24 protein-coding genes are annotated in these 23003 nt (G+C 67.6%); 4 read left to right on the forward strand and 20 right to left on the reverse strand.

What is annotated here, in order from left to right; genetic code table 11:
* The 8 genes from ACZYY4_RS16170 to ACZYY4_RS16205 form a co-directional block, all read right to left on the reverse strand.
* Positions 1-1026, reverse strand: coding sequence for a CaiB/BaiF CoA transferase family protein (locus ACZYY4_RS16170; protein ID WP_463810999.1), 1026 nt, complete (start codon positions 1024-1026; stop codon positions 1-3).
* Positions 1023-1979 carry an LLM class F420-dependent oxidoreductase gene (locus ACZYY4_RS16175; protein ID WP_463811000.1) on the reverse strand — a complete coding sequence of 319 codons (957 nt, stop codon included), beginning with the start codon at positions 1977-1979 and terminating at the stop codon, positions 1023-1025. The genes ACZYY4_RS16170 and ACZYY4_RS16175 overlap by 4 nt, the downstream gene beginning before the upstream one ends.
* 1 nt (position 1980) lies before the next feature.
* Positions 1981-2412 carry a cobalamin B12-binding domain-containing protein gene (locus ACZYY4_RS16180; RefSeq protein WP_463811001.1) on the reverse strand — a complete coding sequence of 144 codons (432 nt, stop codon included), beginning with the start codon at positions 2410-2412 and terminating at the stop codon, positions 1981-1983.
* The gene (locus ACZYY4_RS16185; RefSeq protein ID WP_463811002.1) at positions 2412-3989 is read right to left on the reverse strand and encodes a methylmalonyl-CoA mutase family protein; all 1578 of its coding nucleotides are present in this window, start codon (positions 3987-3989) and stop codon (positions 2412-2414) included. The genes ACZYY4_RS16180 and ACZYY4_RS16185 overlap by 1 nt, the downstream gene beginning before the upstream one ends.
* An 80-nt stretch (positions 3990-4069) precedes the next feature.
* Positions 4070-4864: an MlaE family ABC transporter permease gene (locus ACZYY4_RS16190; RefSeq protein WP_463811041.1), complete on the reverse strand. Its 795-nt coding sequence runs from the start codon at positions 4862-4864 to the stop codon at positions 4070-4072.
* A gap of 62 nt (positions 4865-4926) precedes the next feature.
* A complete protein-coding gene (locus ACZYY4_RS16195; protein ID WP_463811003.1) occupies positions 4927-5733 on the reverse strand; it encodes an MlaE family ABC transporter permease in 807 nt (268 codons plus the stop codon).
* A 125-nt stretch (positions 5734-5858) separates the two neighbouring features.
* Complete coding sequence (locus ACZYY4_RS16200; RefSeq protein ID WP_463811004.1) at positions 5859-6680, reverse strand: enoyl-CoA hydratase/isomerase family protein; 822 nt, start codon at positions 6678-6680, stop codon at positions 5859-5861.
* 48 nt (positions 6681-6728) lie between these two features.
* Positions 6729-7817 carry a phosphotransferase family protein gene (locus ACZYY4_RS16205; RefSeq protein ID WP_463811005.1) on the reverse strand — a complete coding sequence of 363 codons (1089 nt, stop codon included), beginning with the start codon at positions 7815-7817 and terminating at the stop codon, positions 6729-6731.
* A gap of 120 nt (positions 7818-7937) precedes the next feature.
* On the opposite strand from ACZYY4_RS16205, the gene ACZYY4_RS16210 reads away from it, so the two are divergent.
* Both ACZYY4_RS16210 and ACZYY4_RS16215 read left to right on the forward strand, forming a co-directional pair.
* Positions 7938-9434 (forward strand): acyl-CoA carboxylase subunit beta, encoded by a 1497-nt coding sequence (locus ACZYY4_RS16210; protein WP_463811006.1) that lies wholly within the window; start codon positions 7938-7940, stop codon positions 9432-9434.
* Positions 9434-9814 (forward strand): lipocalin-like domain-containing protein, encoded by a 381-nt coding sequence (locus ACZYY4_RS16215; protein ID WP_463811007.1) that lies wholly within the window; start codon positions 9434-9436, stop codon positions 9812-9814. Before ACZYY4_RS16210 ends, ACZYY4_RS16215 begins: the two co-directional genes overlap by 1 nt.
* Here ACZYY4_RS16215 and ACZYY4_RS16220 read toward each other — a convergent pair.
* From ACZYY4_RS16220 to ACZYY4_RS16275, 12 genes are all read right to left on the reverse strand, one after another.
* A complete protein-coding gene (locus tag ACZYY4_RS16220) occupies positions 9801-10769 on the reverse strand; it encodes an NADPH:quinone oxidoreductase family protein (protein ID WP_463811008.1) in 969 nt (322 codons plus the stop codon). The two genes, ACZYY4_RS16215 and ACZYY4_RS16220, sit on opposite strands and share 14 nt — an antisense overlap.
* Complete coding sequence (locus ACZYY4_RS16225) at positions 10769-11365, reverse strand: TetR/AcrR family transcriptional regulator (RefSeq protein ID WP_463811009.1); 597 nt, start codon at positions 11363-11365, stop codon at positions 10769-10771. The genes ACZYY4_RS16220 and ACZYY4_RS16225 overlap by 1 nt, the downstream gene beginning before the upstream one ends.
* Complete coding sequence (locus ACZYY4_RS16230) at positions 11362-12660, reverse strand: acyl-CoA dehydrogenase family protein (protein WP_463811010.1); 1299 nt, start codon at positions 12658-12660, stop codon at positions 11362-11364. The genes ACZYY4_RS16225 and ACZYY4_RS16230 overlap by 4 nt, the downstream gene beginning before the upstream one ends.
* Positions 12661-12693: 33 nt before the next feature.
* Positions 12694-13455 (reverse strand): SDR family NAD(P)-dependent oxidoreductase, encoded by a 762-nt coding sequence (locus ACZYY4_RS16235; RefSeq protein WP_463811011.1) that lies wholly within the window; start codon positions 13453-13455, stop codon positions 12694-12696.
* Between the two features lies 1 nt (position 13456).
* Positions 13457-14497, reverse strand: coding sequence for a phosphotransferase family protein (locus tag ACZYY4_RS16240; RefSeq protein WP_463811012.1), 1041 nt, complete (start codon positions 14495-14497; stop codon positions 13457-13459).
* A gap of 159 nt (positions 14498-14656) precedes the next feature.
* On the reverse strand, positions 14657-15847 hold the full coding sequence (locus ACZYY4_RS16245) for an NAD(P)/FAD-dependent oxidoreductase (RefSeq protein ID WP_463811013.1): 1191 nt from the start codon (positions 15845-15847) through the stop codon (positions 14657-14659).
* Positions 15848-15881: 34 nt separating this feature from the next.
* Positions 15882-16712 (reverse strand): mycofactocin-coupled SDR family oxidoreductase, encoded by an 831-nt coding sequence (locus ACZYY4_RS16250; RefSeq protein ID WP_463811014.1) that lies wholly within the window; start codon positions 16710-16712, stop codon positions 15882-15884.
* A 176-nt stretch (positions 16713-16888) separates the two neighbouring features.
* Positions 16889-18079 (reverse strand): elongation factor Tu, encoded by a 1191-nt coding sequence (gene tuf, locus ACZYY4_RS16255; protein WP_463811015.1) that lies wholly within the window; start codon positions 18077-18079, stop codon positions 16889-16891.
* Between the two features lie 89 nt (positions 18080-18168).
* A complete protein-coding gene (gene fusA, locus ACZYY4_RS16260; protein ID WP_463811016.1) occupies positions 18169-20271 on the reverse strand; it encodes an elongation factor G in 2103 nt (700 codons plus the stop codon).
* An 82-nt stretch (positions 20272-20353) separates the two neighbouring features.
* Positions 20354-20824, reverse strand: a complete 471-nt coding sequence (rpsG, locus tag ACZYY4_RS16265) for a 30S ribosomal protein S7 (protein ID WP_463811017.1) — start codon at positions 20822-20824, stop codon at positions 20354-20356.
* The gene (gene rpsL / locus ACZYY4_RS16270; RefSeq protein WP_463811018.1) at positions 20824-21198 is read right to left on the reverse strand and encodes a 30S ribosomal protein S12; all 375 of its coding nucleotides are present in this window, start codon (positions 21196-21198) and stop codon (positions 20824-20826) included. Before rpsL ends, rpsG begins: the two co-directional genes overlap by 1 nt.
* 275 nt (positions 21199-21473) lie before the next feature.
* Entirely contained in the window at positions 21474-22103 is a 630-nt protein-coding gene (locus ACZYY4_RS16275) for a TetR/AcrR family transcriptional regulator (RefSeq protein WP_463811019.1), read from the reverse strand.
* A gap of 182 nt (positions 22104-22285) precedes the next feature.
* Here ACZYY4_RS16275 and ACZYY4_RS16280 point away from each other — a divergent pair, with 182 nt between their 5' ends.
* Positions 22286-22603, forward strand: coding sequence for a DUF3060 domain-containing protein (locus tag ACZYY4_RS16280; RefSeq protein WP_463811042.1), 318 nt, complete (start codon positions 22286-22288; stop codon positions 22601-22603).
* Positions 22600-22992 (forward strand): DUF3060 domain-containing protein, encoded by a 393-nt coding sequence (locus tag ACZYY4_RS16285; RefSeq protein ID WP_463811020.1) that lies wholly within the window; start codon positions 22600-22602, stop codon positions 22990-22992. Before ACZYY4_RS16280 ends, ACZYY4_RS16285 begins: the two co-directional genes overlap by 4 nt.
* Positions 22993-23003 lie beyond the last annotated feature (11 nt).

The raw sequence follows: 23003 nt of genomic DNA on the forward strand, positions 1-23003 counted from the left end.
CTAGTCGTCCAGTGCCGGCGGCGGCCGGTAAACGGGTTCGTATCCGGCGACGCGAATCGGGCTGCCCACCAACCGGAAATCCCCGGCCGTGACGATCGCGTGGGTGTACTCCTTCAGCGCTTCGGGCATCGTGCGCACGGCGGCCGCCGGGATGCCCAGTGGCCGCAGGCGGCGCTCCCAACCGGCCGCGGTGTCGGCGGCCAGCGCGGCGGTGACCACGGCGAGCACTTCGGAGCGGCGGGCCGCGCGCTCCTCCATCGTCGCGAAGCCGTCGACACCGGCTTCGGTCGCGAAGGCCTTCCAGAAACCGTCGTGGGTGACGAACAGTGCCAGATAACCCTCTGCTGTCGGAAACAGCTGAGCTGGAACGTAATACGAGTGGGCCCCGTTCGGATGGCGCTGCGGTTCGATGCCGTCGTTGAGGTAGGCCGACGCACGGTAGTTCAGCTGGGACAGCATCACGTCGAGCAGCGACACCTCGACCTGACCGCCGCGGCCGCTGACGATCTGGGCCAGCAGGCCCAGTGCGGCCGCCAGTCCGGTGGAGTTGTCGGCCGACGAGTAGCCCGGCAGCGTCGGCGGGCCGTCCGGGTCGCCGGTCATCGCGGCGATCCCGGTGGCGGCTTGGATCACGTAGTCGAAGGCCGGTTCGTCACCGCCGTCCAGCCCGAACCCGGTCAGCGCCACGCAGACGATGCGCTCATTGTGGCGCTTCAATGATTCGTAGGTGAGTCCGAGCTTACGGATCACCGAGGGCTTCATATTCACCAGCAGCGCATGCGATTCGGCGACGAGCTCGCCCAGCCGTGCCTGCCCGGCTTCGGTGGTCAGGTCCAGGGTGATGCTGCGCTTGTTGCGATTGAGACTGGCGAAGTAGCTCGCACCGACCTGACGGGAGATCTCTCCGGCCGGCGGTTCGATCTTGATGACCTCGGCTCCGAGATCGGCCAGCAGCATGGTCGCGTACGGGCCGGCCAGCATCACCCCGACTTCGAGGATGCGAATCCCCGACAGCGGTCCGCTCACCGAATCTCCTTGGCCAGCTCCGCGATCACCTCGCGGGTGCGGTACTTGGAGGCAACCAGCTCGTCACGGGTCTCGCCGATCGGCAGCAGCCGCACGGACAGGTCCGTCACCCCCGCGTCGGCGTAGCGCCGGAACTGGGCCAGGATCGCCTCTTCGTCGCCCGCCGCGCAGAGGTCTCCGACGTCGCGGGCGTCGCCGCGCTCGAGCAGCCGCTGGTAGTTCGGCGAGACCTCGGCCTCGCCGAGGATGAGGTTGGCGCGCTCGCGTGCCGCTTCGACTTCGGAAGCCGCGCAAAGGCAGACCGGGATGCCGGCGACGATGCGGGGGGCGGGCCGGCCGGCGTTCTGCGCCGCCTTGGTGATCCGCGGCGCGATGTGATCGCCGATCGCCCGCTGGTCGGCCATCCACAGCACCGTGCCGTCGGTGAACTCGCCGGCCAGCTCCAGCATCACCGGCCCGAGCGCTGCCACCAACACCGGCATCGGCGAATCCGCGCCCAGCACAGTCGGATTGTGCACGGCGAAGTTCTTGTTGACGACCTCGACGGGGCCGGGTCCGGCCACCGCCGTGTTCAGCACCTCGAGATAGTCGCGGGTGTAGGCGGCCGGTCGCTCGTAGGGCAGCCCCAGCATGTCGGTGATGATCCAATGGTGCGACGGCCCGACGCCGAGCGCGAGACGGCCGCCGATGGCGGCGTGCACCGACAGCGCCTGGCGGGCCAGCGCGATCGGATGCTGAGCCTGCAGCGGAACGACGGCGGTGCCGAGTTCGATCCGGGTGCTCCGCGCCCCCATCAGCGCCACGGCGGTCAACGCGTCGAAGTCGTTGGGCACCTGCGGGATCCAGGCGGTGTCCAGCCCGGCCTCCTCGGCCCACTCGATGTCGGCGATCAGCTTGGTGACCTTGCGCGCCATGTCGCCGCGCTCGGCCCCGATCATCACTCCAAGTCGCATGTCAGGGTGCCTCCGTCTGCCCGATGACCTGCCGGACCCCGGTCAACAGGTCATCCAATGAGGTTCCGGTGGGAAAGACCGCCGCAGCGCCCAGCGACAACAGCTTGGGCACATCGGATTGCGGAATGGTTCCACCGACCACCACCGCGATGTCGCCGCCGTCCGCGGCCCGCAGCGCCTCGACGATGCGTGCGGTCAGCGCGACGTGGGCGCCGGACAGGATGCTCAGTCCGACCACCGCCACGTCCTCCTGCAGGGCGGTGGCGACGATGTCCTCGACACGCTGGCGGATGCCGGTGTAGATGACCTCGAAGCCGGCGTCACGCAGCGTCCGCGCGACGATCTTGGCGCCGCGGTCGTGGCCGTCCAGGCCGGGCTTGGCGACCAGGACCCGTGCCGGGCCGGACACGGAAGAGGCGAGCGGAGAAGTCATCAGTACACCACCGGTTGCTGGAATTCGCCCCAGACCGCCTTGAGCGCCGAGACCATCTCACCCACCGTGCAGTAGGCGTTGGCGCAGTCGATCAGGGAATGCATCAGGTTGTCGTCGCCCTCCGCGGCGCGCGACAGCGCGGCCAGCTTGGCGGCGACGTCGCCGTCGTCCCGCTCGGCCTTGACCCGGGCCAGCCGCTTGAGCTGGACGTCGCGGCCCTCGGCATCGAGCTCGTAGGTGGCGATCTCCGGTGGCGGCTCGTCGGACGTGAACTTGTTGACCCCGACGACCGGCCGGGAACCGCCCTCGATCTCGTGGTGGATCTTGAACGCCTCGTCGGCGATCAGCCCCTGCAGATAACCGTCCTCGATGGCGCGGACCATGCCGCCGTGGCGCTCCAGGTCGTCCATGATCTCGATGATGCGCTCCTCGGTGGCGTCGGTGAGCGCCTCGACGAAGTAGGACCCGCCGAGCGGATCGGCCACCCGGGTCACCCCGGTCTCGTAGGCCAGGATCTGCTGGGTGCGCAGGGCCAGCGTCGCCGACTCCTCGCTGGGCAGGGCGAACGGCTCGTCCCAGGCGGCGGTGAACATCGACTGGACCCCGCCCAGCACCGCGGCCATCGACTCGTAGGCGACCCGCACCAGGTTGTTCTGGGCCTGGGGCGCGAACAGCGAGGCCCCGCCGGCCACACAGCCGAACCGGAACATCGACGCCTTGTCGACATCGGAGCCGTAGCGCTCGCGCACGATGGTGGCCCAGCGGCGCCGTCCCGCCCGGTACTTGGCGACCTCCTCGAAGAAGTCGCCGTGGGTGTAGAAGAAGAACGAGACCTGCGGGGCGAACTGGTCGATGGTCATCCGCCCGCGCTCCACCACGGTGTCGCAGTAGGTGACGCCGTCGGCCAGGGTGAACGCCATCTCCTGCACCGCGTTGGCGCCGGCGTCACGGAAGTGCGCCCCGGCCACCGAGATCGCGTTGAATCGCGGCACCTCGGCAGCACAGAACTCGATGGTGTCGGCGATCAGGCGCAGCGACGGCTCGGGCGGCCAGATCCACGTCCCGCGGGACGCGTACTCCTTGAGGATGTCGTTCTGGATGGTGCCGGTGAGTTTGGCTCGCGGCACGCCCTTGCGCTCGGCCGCGGCCACGTAGAACGCGAGCAGGATCGCTGCGGTGCCGTTGATGGTGAAGCTGGTGCTGATCTTGTCCAGCGGGATCGAGTCGAACAGGATCTCGGCGTCGGCGAGGGTGTCCACCGCCACCCCGACGCGGCCGACCTCCTCGCCCACCTCGGGGTCATCCGAGTCGTACCCGCACTGGGTGGGCAGGTCCAGCGCGACCGACAGGCCGGTGCCGCCCTGGCTCAGCAGATATTGGTAGCGGCGGTTGGACTCCTCGGCGGTGCCGAAACCGGAGTACTGCCGAAATGTCCAGAGCCGGCCGCGGTACCCGGACTCGAAGTTGCCCCGGGTGAACGGGTAGGTCCCCGGCGCTGCCGGTTCGACACGTCGGTCTTCCGGCCCGTACACCGGTTTCAGCGGGATTCCCGAAGAGGTCTGCACTGGGTCGTTCATCGATGGATACGGTACTTGCAAAAAATGAGAATGCCAATACCATGCCCGCCGACTGGCCGATCGTCGGCCGATCGGGACGGCTATCCGGCCAGGTTGAAGTTCCCGCTGGCGCCGTAGACCGACAGCGAGACCAGCAGCGTCACCGACACGACGACGACCAGCGACGTCCGTACCGCATTGCCCACCGCGACACCGACCCCGGCGGGGCCGCCCGCCGCGAAATAGCCGAAGTAGGTGTGGATCAGCAGGATGGTGATCGCCATCAGGAAGGCCTGCAGGAACGACCACAGCAGGTCGATGGGGTTCAGGAAGGTCCGGAAATAGTGGTCATACAAGCCGGCCGACTGCCCGAACAGGAACACCGTGGTGAATCGACTGGCGACGAACGACAGGATCACCGCAATGGAGTACAGCGGGGTGATCGCGACCAATCCGGCAACGATGCGGGTGCTGACCAGGTAGGCGATCGGGCGAATCGCCATCGCCTCCAGCGCGTCGATCTCCTCGTTGATGCGCATCGCGCCCAGCTGCGCCGTCACCCCGGCGCCGAAGGTGGCCGCCAGCCCGATGCCGGCGACCACCGGGGCCGAGATGCGGACGTTGATGAACGCCGCCAGGAATCCGGTCAGCGCCTCGATGCCGATGTTGCCCAGCGAGCTGTAGCCCTGCACCGCAAGGGTGCCGCCGGCCGCCAGGGTCAAGAAGCCGACGATCACCACGGTGCCGCCGATCATCGCCAGTGTCCCGGTGCCCATGCTGATCTCGGCGATCAGCCGGATGACCTCGCGGCGGTAATGGGTGAATGCGAACGGCGCCGTGGCGATCGCCCTGCCGTAGAACAGGGTGTGATCACCGAGCCGGCCCAGCGCCGCCATCGGTCGCCGGAACTGCCGGGTCACACCCGGATAGACCGCCTGTAAGGCGCGCAGCGCCACGCTCAGCGCGCCGTCATCTTGATGCCGATCGCGGTGACGACCACGTTGACGACGAACAGCGACATGAAGGCGTACACGACGGTCTCATTCACCGCGTTGCCGACGGCCTTGGCGCCGCCGCCGGAGATCGTCAGGCCGCGGTAGCAGGCGACCATGCCGGCGATCAGGCCGAACAGCGCCGCCTTGATGCAGGAGATGATCAGTTCGGGAACGCCGGTCAGCAAGGTGATACCCGCGGCGAACGCGCCGGGGTTGACGTCCTGCACAAAGACCGAGAACACGTAGCCGCCCAGGATGCCGATGATGACCACCAGGCTGTTGAGCAGCAGTGCCACCAGCCCGGCGGCCAGCATGCGCGGTGTCACCAGCCGCTGCACCGGGTTGATGCCCAAGACCTCCATGGCGTCGATCTCTTCGCGGATCGTGCGCGAGCCCAGGTCGGCGCACATCGCGGTGGCGCCGGCGCCGGCGACGATCAACACCGTCACCATCGGCCCGACCTGGGTGACCGCCCCGAAGGCCGCTCCGGCGCCGGACAGGTCGGCGGCACCGAGCTCCCGCAGCAGGATGTTCAGGATGAAGCTGACCAGGACGGTGAAGGGAATCGCCACCAGCAAGGTGGGCGCCAGTGAGACCCGGGCGACGAACCAGGACTGCTCCAGGAATTCGCGGGCCTGAAACGGGCGCTGGAACATGAACTTCACCGCGTCGACCGTCATGCTGAAAAGCCCGCCGACGGCCTGCATCGGCTGCGCCAACCGCCCGATCGCAAGCTGCGGGGACCATGAAGTCAGGTCCTTGATCCCCATAGCGGCAGGCTCCTTTGGAACGCTAGCGGGCACGATGCGTGTGGATACTATCCGATTCGAGGTTTCTGCGATAGCTGCTTCTAATTTTTTTGCACACGCATTCTCATTTAGAGCAAACGGCTCATCTATAGTCGGCCGTCGACCCGCAGCGCGGGGTGCACCCACGCCGGTGACCTGCGCTCTTTGAACGCCCGGAAGCCCTCGATGGCCTCCGGCGCACCCAGGCTGGTGCTCATCCCGATCCGATCGAACATGCCGAGGTAGGAGTCCAGGCTCGACTTGACCACCGCGCGCGCGGCCGGCGCCGTCCGGCAACATTGCGCCAGCACGTCGCGCGCGGCGCCGGGTAGATCGTCGTGCGGGACCACACGTGCCACCATCCCCCAATCCAGGGCTTCCTGCGCCCCGAACGTGCGACCGGTGAACATCAGGTCACGGGTTCGGACCGGCCCGACCACGCGCGCCAGCATCTGGCTGTAGTAGGTGTCGGCGATGCCGCGAAACAGCTCGGGCACCCGAAACGTCGCCCGGTCACTGACCACGGCGACATCGCTGCACAGCGCGATCTGCAGTCCGCCGCCCTGACACAGTCCGTTGACCGCGGAGACGACCGGTTTGACCGAGGTGCGCAAGGCGTCGAACGGGGTGACGTCCATGCCCAGCGCGGAGCCGAACGTGATCCAGTCGTCCGCGCCGCCGCCGCCCATGTCGCCACCCGGGGCGAACACGTCGCCGGTGCCGGTGATCAACAACCCGGCCAGGTCCGGATCCTGATTGACGCGGCCCACCGCGTAGCGGATACCGAAGTACATCGCCGGCGTCATGGCATTGCGGGCCTCGGGGCGGTCCAGGGTGCACACCGCGATCGGCCCCTCGCGCCGAAACGACAGGTAGGGCGTTCCGAGCCAGTCGCCCTCCGGCGGCCGCGGCAGGGATTCAGCAGCCATCAGTGCAGACCTCTCCTTCGCTACTTCTTTTGCGGTGAGCGAGCGCGATCACCCGGTCAGCTGCCGCACCAGCTCAAGGGTGCCCAGATCGCGTATCGCCTGGCAGGCGCGGCGCAGCATGGTGACGAACATGTCGTCGCCGCGGTCGGTGCCGGCGGCGAACACCAGTCCGAGCGCGCAGATCAGCGGGGCCTGCAGTACACCGAACCGGTAGTCCTGCCAACAGGTTTCCCAGTCGTAATCGGTCACCCCGTGGCCCAGCAGCGCGGCGTGATACGCCGCGACCAGATCCGCTTCGATCGCCGACCGCAGCTCGGGTTGCAGGCTGGTGGCGGTGAAGAACGCCAGGTCCCGCGCCGGCAGGCCGACACCCAGCGTCTGCCAGTCGACGATCCAGACCTGGTCGCCCTCGGGGCTGAACAGCATGTTGTCCAGCCGATAATCGCCGTGGATCAGCGCGAACCGGCCGAGCGGCGCCGACACCCACGGCGTGATCACGTCCAGAGCCGCCGTCAACGTCTCGCAGTCGGCGTCGCCGAGTTGCGCGCCGAGTCGCTCCACGGTGGTTGCCGAACACATCCTGGCGATGTCGCCCATGCCCTTGGCGCCGGCCTCATCCAACTGGGTCATCGCCAGGCCGGGAAACGTCAGCCACTTCTCGTCGCACCAGGTGGGCGCGTGCAGCCCGGCCAGCGCAGTCACCGCCAGGCGCGCCTGCCGTTCATCGCAACCCGCGATCTGATCACCCTGAACCGCGGGCGCCCGGTCGGCGAGCAACAACGCGTACTCGGTTGCGTCAGCATTGATTTCGCAGTGAAAGCACTCCGGTATCGGTATCCGGACGAGATCGGCGACGTCGTGATAAAAGGCGCACTCGCTGCGATAGCCCAGTACCACCCGGTCACGGACTGCATCGTCACCGGCGGGGAGTTTGATCACGAAGGTGCCGGGCAGGCCGGCCGGATTGTCGGCGTAGGTCGCCGACACGCGGTAGGTGGCTCCGGTCTGGCCGGTGCCGACCGGCACGACGTCGACCGAGACCACGTCGACCGGTGCGCCCCGGGCGCTCAGGACACCGGAGAGCCACTGGCTCGTCACGTCGTGCGGATGCCGCGGTATCAGAGCAGCGGAAGTCACCGGGCGCACTCCGGCGCAAGGGAACTCATACCCGAAGTCCATCCGGACAGCCGCTTGCAGCCATGCCGCGAGACGTTACAGTAAGAATTTCAGTATGGTCAACGAACGGGGACTCCGCAGATGACGAACGCCCAGGACTGGCAGGAGACGCTGGAGGATCTGGACCGGCGACGTCAGCACACGCGAGCCATGGGCGGCACTGAGCGGGTGGCCAAGCACCGCGGGAAGGGCAAGCTCGACGCGCGGGCCCGCATCGGGCACCTGCTCGACCCCGGAACCTTCCGCGAATTGGGCACGATGGTCGGGGCGGAGATCGCGGCCGACGGGATCGTGGTCGGCTCCGGTCTGGTCAACGGCTCGCCCGTCATGGTGGGCGCGGAGGATTTCACCACGCTGGCCGGCAGCATCGGACCCGGCGGCAACGCCAAGCGCTACCGCATCGCCGAACTGGCGCTGCGCGACAAGATTCCGTTGGTGATGCTGCTGGAGGGCGCCGGATTCCGGCCCACCGGTGAGCATTACGGGCGCACCCCGACCGACCTGCTGGCCCAGGCGCAGTGTTCGGGCAAGGTTCCGACCGTCGCCGCGGTGCTCGGCCCCTCGGCCGGGCACGGCGCCCTGGTCGGCCCGGTCTGCGACTTCCGGATCATGAGCCCGCACGGCGCGATCTTCACCGCCGGGCCTCCCGTGGTCAAAGAGTCGACGGGCGAAGAGATCTCGAAGGAAGACCTGGGCGGACCCGAGGTGGCTTTGAACAGCGGCGTCATCCACAACTTCGCCGCCGATGACGCGGCGGTGCTCGACGACATCCGCCGGTATCTGTCCTACTTCCCGCCGAGCGCCTGGTCGTATCCGCCGGCGTCGACCCCGGATCCGGCCGGCGAGTCCCGGCCCACTCCGGAGCTGCTCGACATCGTCTCGCGCGACAACCGTCGCGTCTACGACATGCGCTCGGTGCTCGACGTCATCTTCGACCGGCCGGACTGGTTCGAGGTGCAGCCACGGTTCGGACGCGCCATCATCTGCGCGCTGGCCCACCTCGGTGGCCATCCGGTCGCGGTGGTGGCCAACCAGCCGCAGGTGCTGGCCGGCTCGATCGACACCGACGCCGCCGACAAGGCCGCCCACTTCATCACGGTGGCCGATTCGTTCCATCTGCCGATCGTGTTCCTGGCCGACAATCCCGGCATGCTGCCCGGCAGCCGTTCGGAGCGCAGCGGCGTGCTGCGGGCCGGCGCCCGGATGTTCGCCGCCCAGACCGCGGCCACCACCCTGAAGCTGCATCTGACCCTGCGCAAAGCCTACGGCTTCGGTTCCATGGTGATGTCGCTGCTCGGATTCGACTCGCAGGTCGCGACATTCGCCTACCCCGGGGCGACGATGGGGGCGATGAGTGCCGCCGCTTTGAGCGCGGCCTCGCATGCCGGCGAGGATCTGGCCGCCAAGCTGCGCGACACCGAGTTGCAGGCGTCCTATCACTCCGCCAAGCAGCTCGGCTTCGACGAGCTCATCGACCCGCGCGAGACCCGCGATGCGCTGCTGTGCGCCCTGCGACGCGGTCTTTCCAGCCGGCAGGCGGCTGCCGAGCCGGTCAGCCGAACCGTCATCATGCCCTGATGAGCACACTGCGCAACGCGATCCTCGGCGGCTGGGAATTGTCGTCTTTTGAGTCCCGCGACACCGCCACCGGCGCGGTCACCCATCCGTTGGGCACGGCACCGCGCGGCTTGATCCTCTACACCGGCGATGGCTACATGTCCGCGCAACTGACCGATGCGGGTTTCGGCACGTACTTCGCCTACGGCGGCCGCTTCCACGTGGACGAGAACACCGCAACGGTGCATCACGAGGTGAGCGTGTCGATGCTGCCGGAGCTGTTGGCCCAGCCGCAGTTGCGGCAGGCCGTGGTGAACGGCGATCGGCTCACCCTGTCGGCGACGACCACCAACGACGGTGTGACGAGCCACAACACGTTGGTCTGGGTCAGACGTCGATGATGACCTTGCCCACCGCTTTGCGGTCGGCCACGTAGCGCAGCGCCGCCGCGGTGTCGGCGAGGCCGAAGCGGGCACCGATGTAGGGGCTGACCCGGCCGCCGGCGAACAGCTCGGCGAGCTCGGCCAGGTCGCGTTCATTTTCTTCGGGGTGATCGTCGGCGAAGGTCCGGATCTCCATGCCCTGCACGGTGATGCCCTTGAGCATCACCAGGTTCAGTGGGATCGCCGGGATCGATCCGGCGGCGTAGCCGAGAGTGACGAAGCGTCCACCGCGGGCCAGGCTGCGCAGCGCCGGTTCGGCGTAAGGCCCGCCGACCGGGTCGAGCACCGCCTGGGCGCCGTCCCCGGTGATCTCGCGGATCCGGGACTTGAGGTCTTCGCGGTCATAGTCGATGACGGCTTCCGCGCCGCGCTGCGTGCACACCTTCAGCTTCTCCGGGCTGGATGCGGCAGCCAGCACCCGCGCCCCCAGCGCCACTCCCAGATCGACCGCCGCCAGCCCGACACCGCCGGCGGCGCCGAGGACCACCACCCAATCACCTTGCGCCACTTGGGCTACCGAGCGCAGCGCGTGATACGCGGTGCGGTAGGTGACGCCGAATCCGGCCGCGGCCGCGTAGTCGATGCCGTCGGGTATCGCACTCACCGACGCGGCGGGCAGCAGCGCCTGCTCGGCGAATGCGCCCACGAACGAGGTACCGACCACCCGATCACCGGGGCTGAACGGCACGCCGTCGCCGGCCGCGATCACATCGCCGGCCAGTTCGCTGCCGGGCGTGAACGGGGCCGGGATCTTCAGCTGATACTTGCCGCCGATCATCAGCACGTCGGGAAAGTTGACCGCCGCGGCCCGCACCCGGACCACCATCGTTCCGGGCCCGGCGGTGGGGTCCGGAAGTTCTTGGAGCACCAGGTCTTCCGGCGGTCCGTACTGTTGGCAGACGATCGCGCGCATCAGGCTCCCAGTCCACGTAGGCAGAACGCCACCAGATGGTCGACATCGGCCCGCTTGGGCTGGGCGGCACCGCCCAGGTAGCGGCGCATGGTGGCCAGCGTGCAGGTGAAGACCGTGTCGGCGTCCCGGCGCGGGTCGCGCCCCCCGAGTGCTGCCACCGGTTCGGTGAGCAACTCACGCAGCGGCGCCAAGATCTCGTCATCGGGGACCCCGGCGGCGGTCAGCTGGGTGCTGGCCGCGCGGCTCATGCTCAGCAGATGGGGATCGGACACCTGCGCCACCGTACCGCGTATCCATCGGGCCACCTGGCCGGCCGGCGTGGCTTCCTTGGCCAACTGGTGTGAAAGATAGGAGACGACGATCGCGACCCCGCGCTCCATCACCGCCTGGAAAAGTTCGTCCTTGCCGGTGAAGTAGCGGTAGAACGCCTTGTTCGACGATCCGGCCTCGGCGACGATGTCCGACACCCGGGGCTCTTCCGGCGCGACCCGCTCCAGCACCGTCACCGCTGCCGCGAGGATGCGCTCGACTTCGGCGGTGGCCTGCTGCTGGCGGTCGTCGAGCGCGCGGTGGACCGCGGCATCGACTCTGCTCACGGCACCGCGGGGATCCGGTCGACCAGGTCGCCGTACTTGGCGCGGGCGGCCTCGATGCGGTTGTCCAGGAATTCGCTGGGCCACTCCGGGTCCTCGGCCTCGTAGCCTTTGAGCAGTAGCCGAGCCAGGTTCACCTTGTGCGCTTCGGTGGGCCCGTCCGCGAGCCCGAGTGCCACCCCGCCGAGTAACACGTTCACCAGCGGCAGCTGCTCGGTCAGCCCCATCGCGCCGTGAACCTGGATGGCACGCAGCCCGATCGACTTGAGGATCTGCGACGCCAGGATCTTGCAGACGCCGATCTCGGCGCGGGCCGCCTTCTCGTCGCCGGAGTCGATCAGCCATGCCGCGTGCAGCACCGTCAATCGGAACGGGATCAGCTCGGCATAGGAGTCGGCGATGAACTCCTGCACCAGCTGCTTGTCGGCCAGCGAACTACCTTGGGTGAAGCGGCTTTTGGCGCGACGGGCCATCATGTCGAGGGCGCGCTGCGCCACCCCGATCGAGCGCATGGCGTGATGCAGCCGGCCACCGGTCAGCCGGCTCTGCAGGATCAGGAAGCCTTGGCCCGGCTCCCCCAGGATGGCGTCGGCGGGCACCCGGACGTTGTCGTAGCGCACCAGCGAATGCCCGGCCTCATGGTGATGCGAGCCGACCAGGTGGTGGGTGGCCTCGACGACCAGGCCCGGGGTGCCGGCCGGGATCAGGAACGTCGACGCGCCTCGGTGCACCGGCACGTCCGGGTCGGTGATGGCCACCACGATGAAGAACGACGCCACCGAGGCGTTGGAGGAGAAGTACTTTCGTCCGGTGATCACCCACTCGTCTCCATCACGGACGGCCCGAGTGGTGAACACCCGCGGGTCGGCGCCGCCTTGGGGTTCGGTCATCGAGAAGCAGGAGAAGATCTCCCCGGACAGCAGCCCGGCCAGATACTCGTCCTTTTGGGCGGGGGTGCCGAAGCGGGCCAGGATCTCGGCGTTGCCGGTGTCGGGGGCCTGGGTGCCGAACACGATCGGCGCCCAGCTGGACCGCCCCAGGATCTCGTTGATCAGGGTCAGCTTGACCGCACCGAATCCCTGTCCGCCGAGTTCGGGACCCAGATGCGGGGCCCACAGCCCTTGCTCGCGTACCCGGGCCTTGAGCGGATCGACGATGCGGCGCCGTTCGTCGTTCAGCGGCAGGTATTCGCAGCCGGGGAACACCACCTCCAATGGTTCCACCTCGTCGTGCACGAACGCCCGGACCCAGTCGAGCTTGGCCTCGAACTCCGGTTCGGTGGAGAAATCCCACGTCATCTCCTCGCTCCTCTCGCGGTGGATCAGGGAAGATCAGGCACTGCCGCCGTCGGCCCGTAGGATCGAGCCGGTGGTAAAGCTGGAGGCGTCCGACATCAAAAACAGTGCGGCGCCGACGATCTCCGACGGATTTCCGGCGCGCTGCAATGCCGCGGTGCCGAACGGATTGTCGGATTCGGTGAAGTTCCACGCCTTGGAGATGTCGGTCAGAAACGGCCCGGGCATCAAGGTGTTGACCCGCACCGTCGGACCGAAGGCGTGCGCCAGCGCCTCGGTCATGACGTTGAGACCGGCCTTGGACGCCGCGTACGGGATGAACGACGGGTGTGGGCGCAGCGAGCCGTGGGTGCTGACGTTGATGATCGATCCCCGGCCGGCGGCCACCATCCGTTCACCGATCAGGGCCGAGAGCCGGAACGGGCCTTTGAGGTTGAGGTTGACCACCGCGTCGAACATCTTCTCGGTGACGTCGGACTGCTTGTCGTAGACCGGTGACATGCCGGCATTGTTCACCAGCACGTCGACCCGGCCGAACCGCTGATAGGCCGCGTCAACGAGTCCGTCGAGTTGATCCCAGCGCCCGACGTGCACGGCGTAGGGCAGGGCGGTGCGCCCGGTTTCGGCCTCGATCTCCGCGGCGGTGGCCTGGCAGGCGTCGAGTTTGCGGCTGGCGATCACCACGTCGGCACCGCAGCGGGCGGCGGCCAGCGCCATCTCGCGGCCCAGGCCGCGACTGCCGCCGGTTACCAGCACCACCCGGTCGGTCAGGTCGAACAGCGTGTCGGCGTATCCCACGTCAAGCCCCCGCCGACGAACGGGCCAGCTCGGCCGCCGTGGCGATCAGCTGCGGGATCATCGGGCCCATGGCAGCGGCGATCTTCGGGTCGACCCGGTCACCGATGACCGAAGCGGCGTAGGTCTTCTCCAGCACGATCCCCAGCTTCCAGTTGGCCAGCACCAGGTAGTAGTCGATGTTCTCCGTGGACAGTCCGCTGACCTGCTCGTAGCGTTCCAGCAATTCGGTGCGGGTCGGCATTCCTTCGAGGTCGGCGTAATAGCCTTGCGTGCGGGGGTTTTCGCCGTCGTAGCCGAGCAGCGCCCAGGCCAGGTCCAGCAGCGGATCGCCGATGGTGGTCATCTCCCAGTCGATGATCGCGACCAGTTTCGCCGGGGCGCCGTGTGCGTACATCACGTTGGCGAACTGGTAGTCGCCGTGCATGATGCCCGGGGTGTAGTGCTCGGGGCGGTTGCGCCGCAGCCACTCCGACGCGTCGTCCAGACCCGGCAGGTCGCGCACCCGGTAGCTGTTCAGGAATGCCAGCCAGCGGTCGACCTGCCGTTCGTGGAACCCGTCGGGACGCCCGAACCCTTCGAGTCCACGGGCGCGCCAGTCGACCCGGCCGAGGCGGGCCGCACCCTCGACCAATTCGAAGGCGAGGCCGCGACGTGCGGTCAGGTCCGTGTCGAACGGGGCCGGCCAGGCGTTGCCGGTCGAGTTCCAGCCATCCACTTCGGCCATCACGTAGAACGGTATGCCGACCAGGCCGCCGTCCTCGTCGGCGGCGATCAGCTCGGCGTGCGGGACATCGGTTCCCGACAGCGCCCGCACCAGTCGGATCTCGCGCCGCAACCCGTCGATACGGGCGGCGTCGGCCCGGGCGCCCGGCATCCGAAGCACCATCGTGACGCCGCCCCTGCGTAGCCGGTAGAGGGTGTTCTGCGAGCCGCCGGTAAGCGGCTCCAACGTGGGTTGCTCACCGTCCCCCGGTGCGCCGTTGGCGTCGAGCCAACGCCCCAGGGCGGCTGCGTCGAGCCGGGGCCGTTGCGCACCGTCCATTGCCTGCACCTCTCAATCTCTATCAAGAGAATAGCGTTCTCCCTGGAGATGGCAAGGCCTTCGGGCGTCACTATGGTCGCGAGCGTGCGCGTTCCCGGACGCCGACACGGAGTGTCGGCCGGGAACGCGCACGCTCGCGCTGAGTAGAGATGACCCGCGTTAGGGGGTGAGCACCTCGGAGATCGGGGCACCGTCGGCGATCTTGGCCCGCACCCCCATCACCTTGCCGGGCCGGCCGGCGCCGACGACGCCGACCAGCGCGCCGTCGCGCTCGTAGTAGGCCAGGAACTTGTGGCCGTCGTCCTCCACCAGGTGCACGGTGTCGGTCGCCTTGGGCTCGCCGAGGCACTGGATCTTGACGTCGTACTGGTCGCTCCAGAAGTACGGGGGCACCGCCACGTCGTGCAGTGACTCCCGGCCCAGCATCGTCGGCACCATCACCCGCACCTGGGTGATCACGTTGCTCCAGTGCTCCACCCGCACCTCGTGGCCGCCGGGGCCGCGCCAGAACGCCACGTCGCCGACGGCCCACACATTCGGCACGCTGGTGCGCCCGGTCAGGTCGCAGAGCACTCCGTTATCGACATCGATGCCGCAGCCGTCCAACCAACCGGTCGCGGGCCGGGAGCCGACGCCGAGCACCACCAGGTCGGCTGCCAGTTCGGCGCCGTCGGCGAGCACCACGGTCTCGACGCGACCGTCACCGCGGACCTCGGCGACCCCGACACCGGCGCGCACGTCGACACCATTGGCCCGGTGCAGCCGCGCCACCAGTTCACCGATCTGCTCACCGAGCACCGCGGCCAGCGGGGCGGGTTGCGGTTCGACCAGCACCACTGCCACTCCCAGCTTGCGCAGGCTGGCCGCCGCCTCACAGCCGATGAAACCGGCGCCGATCACCACCGCGCGCCGTGCCGCGGCCGCATCGCCGCGCAGCACCAGGCTGTCCTCGAAGGACCGGACCACCCGGATACCGTCCAGGTCACCGAAGCTCGGGATGCGCCGCGGCACCAGCCCGGTGGCGATGACGAGCTGGTCATAGCGCAGTACAGTGCCGTCGGCCAGCGTCACGGTCTGCGCCGCGACGTCGACACCGCGCGCGCCGCAGTCCAGCCGCAGGTCGATGTCGTGGCCGGCGTAGAACTCGGGCGGTTCCAGAGTGGTGTCGTCGCGTTCGCCGCGCAGCACATCTTTGGTCAGCGGCGGCCGGTCATACGGCGGGCGGGCCTCCTCGGAGACGATGGTGATCGGCCCGGAGTACTCCTCACGCCGCAGTTCCTCGGCGGTACGCACGGCTGCAAGGCCGCCGCCGACGATGACGACACCATGTTTGGGCCCGTGTTCGGGCACGTCGCTCCCCCTCGTTGTGATCCCAGCAGAGCGCTCAGTATTTCAAAGCGCCCTTGTCGACCGGGATCTGCACGCCCGTCAAGACTCCTGAGCCGCTGCCGGCGAGCCATACGACCACCTCGGCGACATCTTCGGAGCTCATGAAACCGTTGGGGTGCAACGGCATCGGCGGGAAAGCGTGCAGGTAAGCGGGGTGCTCACCGAAGATCTTGGCCATCACCTGCGGCTCGATCATCGGGGTGTCCACGGAGTAGGGGTGGATGGAGTTGACCCGAATTCCGTACTCGCCGACCTCCAACGCCAGGGTGTTGGTCAAGGCCACCAGGCCGTACTTGGACGCCGCGTAGTGGCCGTTGCCGGGGGTGGCCTTCACCCCGGCCGACGAACTGACGATCACGATCGAGCCGCCGTTGCCCGCCTCGATCATCGCCGGAACCGCGGCGCGGATGGTGCGCCAGGTGCCGGTCAGGTTGACGTCGATGACGGTGTTCCACTGCTCGTCGGTGAGCTCCCAGAGCCGCCCCCAGCTCAGCACACCGGCGTTGGCCACCACGACGTCGAGCCGGCCGAACTGCTCCACCCCGTCGGAGACCAGGGCGCGCAGAGCGGCGTCGTCGCGGACGTCGAGCGAACGGGCCAGCACCTTGCGGCCGTGCGCCTCGACCCCGCGGACCATCTCGGCGAGGTCGTCAGGCGTGGCGGCCGGATAGGTGATGCACTCCGATGCCGGTGCGCAGATGTCGGCGGCGATGATGTCGGCGCCCTCGGCCGCCAACCGGATCGCGTGCGCCCGGCCCTGGCCGCGCGCCGCACCGGTGACCAAGGCCACCTTGCCCTGCAGGTTCTGGTTCTGGTTCTCACTCACGCGACGAGGCTAGCAGCTGAAAATGGAACGTGTTCTAGGCGGCCCACCCCGGACCGCCGAGTGTGCGGTTTCGTCGGTGATCGGCGCGATCAGCGAACCGAACCGCACACTCGCCGACGAGAAGCCAACGAAAAGCGGCGCCCACCCGAAGGTGAGCGCCGCCGTTCGAGCCAGAACTACTTGATGATCTTGACGACCCGGCCGGCGCCGACGGTACGACCACCCTCACGGATGGCGAACCGCAGACCCTCGTCCATGGCGACGGGCTGGATCAGCTTGACGGTCATCTCGGTGTTGTCACCGGGCATCACCATCTCGGTGCCCTCCGGCAGGCTCACCACACCGGTCACGTCGGTGGTGCGGAAGTAGAACTGCGGACGGTAGTTGGTGAAGAACGGCGTGTGTCGGCCGCCCTCGTCCTTGGACAGGATGTAGGCCTGGCCCTCGAACTCGGTGTGCGGGGTGGTGGTGCCGGGCTTGACCACAACCTGGCCGCGCTCGACGTCCTCGCGCTTGATACCGCGGATCAGCAGACCGACGTTGTCGCCGGCCTGGCCCTGGTCCAGCAGCTTGCGGAACATCTCCACACCGGTGACGGTGGTCTTGGTGACGGTGGTCTTGATACCGACGATCTCCACGTCCTCGTTGACGTTGATCACGCCACGCTCGACGCGGCCGGTGACCACGGTGCCACGACCGGTGATGGTGAAGACATCCTCAACCGGCATCAGGAACGGCTTCTCGGTGTCGCGGACCGGGTCCGGGATGGACTCGTCGACAGCCTCCATCAGGTCCTGGACGGACTTGACCCACTTCTCGTCGCCCTCGAGCGCCTTGAGTGCCGACACCCGGACCACCGGGGCGTCCTCGTCGAACTCCTGGGCGGCCAGCAGCTCGCGGACCTCCAGCTCGACGAGCTCCAGGAGCTCCTCGTCGTCGACCATGTCGGACTTGTTCAGCGCCACCAGGATGTAGGGCACACCGACCTGACGGGCCAGCAGCACGTGCTCACGGGTCTGCGGCATCGGGCCGTCGGTGGCCGCGACCACCAGGATGGCGCCGTCCATCTGGGCGGCACCGGTGATCATGTTCTTGATGTAGTCGGCGTGGCCCGGCGCGTCGACGTGGGCGTAGTGCCGCTTCTCGGTCTGGTACTCCACGTGGGAGATGTTGATCGTGATACCGCGCTGACGCTCCTCGGGAGCGTTGTCGATCTGGTCGAATGCACGCGACTCATTCAGGTCCGGGTACTTGTCGTGCAGAACCTTGGTGATAGCCGCGGTCAGCGTCGTCTTGCCGTGGTCAACGTGACCGATGGTCCCGATGTTGACGTGCGGCTTCGTCCGCTCGAACTTCGCCTTCGCCACTTCTTGTCCTCCTGGACTTGTTGGTGCTGGATTACAGCAGGTTTGATCTTTTTAGTTTGTGCCACCGTAGCGGCACGGGCGGGCGGTGCCTATTCGCCCGTTGCCTTGGCGATAATTTCCTTCGCCACCTGCGCCGGCACTTCGGCGTAGGAGTCGAACACCATGGAGTAGTTCGCCCGGCCCTGGGTCTTCGACCGCAAGTCTCCGACATAGCCGAACATCTCCGACAGTGGCACCTGCGCCTTGACGACGCGCGCACCGCTGCGCTCCTCCATGGCCTGGATCTGACCACGGCGGGAGTTCAGGTCGCCGATCACATCGCCCATGTAGTCCTCGGGCGTGGTGACCTCGACGGCCATGATCGGTTCCAGGATCACCGGCTGCGCTTGCGCGGCAGCCTTTTTCAGCGCCTGCGAGCCGGCCACCTTGAAGGCCATCTCGGAGGAGTCGACATCGTGGTATTGACCGTCGAGCAGGGTGACCTTGATGTTGACCAGCGGGTAGCCGGCCAGCACGCCGTACTGCATGGCGTCCTGGGCGCCGGCGTCGACCGCCGGGATGTACTCGCGGGGCACCCGGCCGCCGGTGACCTTGTTCTCGAACTCGTAGGTCGCACCGTCCTCGCCGGTGAACGGCGCGAGGCTGATGAGCACCTTGGCGAACTGACCGGAGCCACCGGTCTGCTTCTTGTGGGTGTACTCGACCTTCTCCACCGTGCGCTTGATGGTCTCCTTGTAGGCCACCTGCGGCTTACCGACGTTGGCCTCGACCTTGAACTCGCGGCGCATCCGGTCCACCAGGATGTCCAGGTGCAGCTCGCCCATCCCGCCGATCACGGTCTGGCCGGTCTCCTGGTCCAGGTGCACCTTGAAGGTCGGGTCCTCTTCGGCCAGCTTCTGGATCGCCAGGCTCAGCTTCTCCTGGTCGCTCTTGGTCTTCGGCTCGATGGCCACCTCGATGACCGGGGCCGGGAACGTCATCGACTCCAGCACGATCTGGTTCGCCGGGTCGCACAGCGTGTCGCCGGTGGTGGTGTCCTTGAGGCCGATCATCGCGTAGATGTGCCCCGCCGACGCCGAGTCGACCGGGTTCTCCTTGTTGGAGTGCATCTGGAACAGCTTGCCCAGCCGCTCCTTCTTGCCCTTGGTCGAGTTGATCACCTGCGTGCCGGACTCAACCTTGCCGGAGTACACCCGCACGTAGGTGAGCTTGCCGAAGAACGGGTGCACCGCGATCTTGAACGCCAGCGCCGAGAACGGCTCGCTGATGCTGGGCTTGCGGCTGATGATCTCGTCTTCTTTGCCGGGCACGTGACCCTGCACGGACTCGACGTCCAGCGGCGACGGCAGGTAGTCGATCACCGCGTCCAGCATCGGCTGGACACCCTTGTTCTTGAACGCGCTGCCGCACAGCACCGGGTACAGCTCCGAGGCGACCGTCAGCTTGCGAATACCGGCCTTGATCTCCTCGACGGAGAGCTCCTCGCCGCCGAAGTACTTCTCCAGCAGCGCCTCGTCGGTCTCGGCGACGGCCTCCAGCAGCGCGGTCCGGTACTCGGCCGCTTTGTCGGCCAGCTCGGCCGGGATGTCGACGGTCTCGTAGGTCTCACCGAGCTTGGTCTCGCCGCGCCACACCTTGGCGTTCATCTCGACCAGGTCGACGATGCCCTCGAAGTCGTTCTCCGCGCCGATCGGCAGCTGGATCACCAGCGGACGCGCGCCGAGGCGCTCTTCGATGGTGCGCACGGTGAAGTAGAAGTCCGCGCCCAGCTTGTCCATCTTGTTGACGAAGCAGATCCGCGGCACGTCGTACTTGTCGGCCTGGCGCCACACCTGCTCGGACTGCGGCTCCACGCCTTCCTTGCCGTCGAACACCGCGACGGCACCATCAAGGACACGCAGGGACCGCTCCACCTCGACGGTGAAGTCGACGTGGCCCGGGGTGTCAATGATGTTGATCTGGTTGTTGTTCCAGAAACAGGTCACCGCGGCGGAGGTGATGGTGATGCCGCGCTCCTGCTCCTGCTCCATCCAGTCGGTGGTCGAGGCACCGTCGTGCGTCTCACCGATCTTGTAGTTGACACCGGTGTAGTACAGGATCCGCTCGGTCGTCGTCGTCTTACCGGCATCGATGTGCGCCATGATGCCGATATTGCGGACCTTGTTCAGGTCGGTGAGCACGTCCTGTGCCACAGCAGTCTTCCCAACTCTTTCGATAACTGGATTGCTTTGTCGTCGTCGGGGCCGGCCCCATCAATCGGGGCGCGGGCCCGCCTTACCAGCGGTAGTGCGCGAAGGCCCGGTTCGCCTCGGCCATCTTGTGGGTGTCTTCCCGGCGCTTGACCGCGGCACCCAGCCCGTTGCTGGCGTCGAGGATCTCGTTGGCCAGCCGCTCGACCATGGTCTTCTCCCGACGCGCCCGCGAGAAGCTCACCAGCCAGCGCAGCGCCAGCGTGGTGGAGCGCTCGGCCCGGACCTCGACCGGCACCTGGTAGGTGGCGCCACCGACACGGCGGCTACGCACCTCAAGGGCCGGCTTGACGTTGTCCAGCGCACGCTTGAGCGTCACGACCGGGTCGGTGCCGGTCTTGTCCCGCGCCTGCTCCAACGCGCCGTAGACGATGCGCTCGGCCAGCGACTTCTTGCCGGCCAGCAGCACCTTGTTGACCAGCTGGGTGACCAGCTGCGACCCGTAGACCGGGTCGGAAACCAGTGGCCGCTTGGGAGCGGGACCTTTGCGCGGCATCAGCCCTTCTCCTTCTTGGCGCCGTACTTGCTCCTGGCCTGCTTACGGCCCTTGACTCCCTGGGTGTCCAGCGAGCCGCGGATGATCTTGTAGCGCACACCCGGCAGGTCCTTCACCCGGCCGCCGCGCACCAGCACCATCGAGTGCTCCTGCAGGTTGTGACCCTCGCCCGGGATGTAGGCGGTGACCTCCACCTGGCTGGTCAGCTTGACGCGGGCCACCTTGCGAAGCGCCGAGTTCGGCTTCTTCGGGGTGGTGGTGTACACGCGGGTGCACACGCCACGGCGCTGCGGGCTGCCCTTGAGGGCCGCGGTCTTGACCTTGGCGACCTTGTCGCGGCGGCCCTTGCGGACCAGCTGCTGAATGGTTGGCATCTACCGGCTTCCTGTATCGCTGTTCAAACTCTTGTAAATCCTGCAGTCTGTGCCCCACCGCTAACCCGCGGTCGGGCGTGTCGCATGGGCCGCCGCGGATTACTCCGCTGCATAATGGACATGCGAATTGGGCCAGGCGCGCGCGTTATGTCACTAAACGCGCCTCTGTGGCCAGGCACGAGCTACTACGATACCCGGCGGCACTCCGGCAGGTCAAAGCGCGTCCCCAACATCCCCTGTGACCCCTCTGGGCCCGGTCCCCGGTCTCCTCGCGGTTATCCGGTGCGGCTGTCCATCGCCGAGGCCAGCCGGCGCACCATGTCGGCGAAAACCGCGTCGGTGTCGACGTCATCCATCACCCCGGTCATCTCCAACAGCACGAAACCGTGCATCGCTGCCCAGAACTCCAGGGACGCGTGAAATGCCCGCTCACCGGCGAGCCCGTAGGACATCAACACCTCGATCACCGGGGCGGCCGCGCGGGTGGCCGCGGCGGTGTATTCCGGGTCCTCGCCGCCCAGCGGCATCCGGGTGAACGCCGAATAGCGACCCGGGTGGTGGTGGGCGTAGCTGCGGTAGGCGCCGGCCATCACCAGCACCGCGTCATCGCGGGCGCGGCCCTGGCCGACCTGGGTCAGCATCTCGAGGATGTCGTCGATGACGCGCATCCGCATCGCGCGGCGCAGATCACCGAGGCTGTGCACGTGGTTGTAGAGCGACGGGCCCTTGGTGCCCAGCTGAGTGGCCAGCGCATTGATGGTCAGGGCGTCCCAGCCCTCGCGGTCCAGGAAGTTCAGTGCGGCGTTGACGATGACTTCCCGGCTCAGCTTGACCGGGCGCGCCCCGGATTTGCCGTTGGCGCGCGAGCGACCGCCCGCCGCGGGCGGGTCTGGTCGAGCTGACATGGCGTTCGCCCTTCGTAGGACTTGGAGATCAGCTAAGAACTCTAATCGACGGATAAGTGGGGGAAGCCGCGTACGGCCGAGCCGGCGCGACGTAAGCTTTGCCGAGATCGCGACCGGCGAGAGGGGCACGGGAGATGAAGCAGACCGCGCTGGGTGCTGCGCTGCTGTGTTTCGCGGCCGGTATGACGGGAGGCGTCCCGAGCGCGCAGGCCGTGCCCGGCGACATCCACGTCTACGGGGTGCACGAGACCCGCACGCTGGACTGCAACGGCGGCACCCTGTTCATCAACGGCGTCAACAACACCGTTCACGCGATGGGCAACTGCTGGGCGGTGACCATGCAGGGCTCGCAGAACACCGTCATCGCGGAGAACATCATCAACGACGTCACCGTCTACGGCTACGACCAGACCGTCTACTACCACAACGGCGACCCTCTCCTGTTCGACCGCGGACGTGAGCTGGGGATGACCAACCGGCTCCAACGCGTACCGGCGTGACTCGCAGATCGCCGCTGGGCATCTGCGTCACGATCACGACACTGTTTCTCGGCCTGGCCGGCTGCGACGGTTCGGCGGACGCGTCCCACCCGAAGCGCCCGTCGATGAGCCCGAACGTCAACACCATCGATTACGGCTCGTTCGGGACGACCTCGGCGGTGGACTGTGCCGACGGCAAGTCGCTCAACGTGGCCGGATCGAATAACAGATTGACGGTCCGGGGGCGCTGCGAAGCGGTGAACGTCGCGGGCGCCGACAACCGGATCACCGTCGAGCGGGTCGACCAATCGCTGACGATCACCGGGCTCAACAACTCCGTCACCTACCGCGGCGGCGAGCCGCGGGTGGATGATCGCGGTTCGGGCAACACTGTCGCCGACGAACGCTGATCCGGCGTCGG

The sequence above is a fragment of the Mycobacterium sp. IDUB_21 genome (assembly GCF_055419425.1).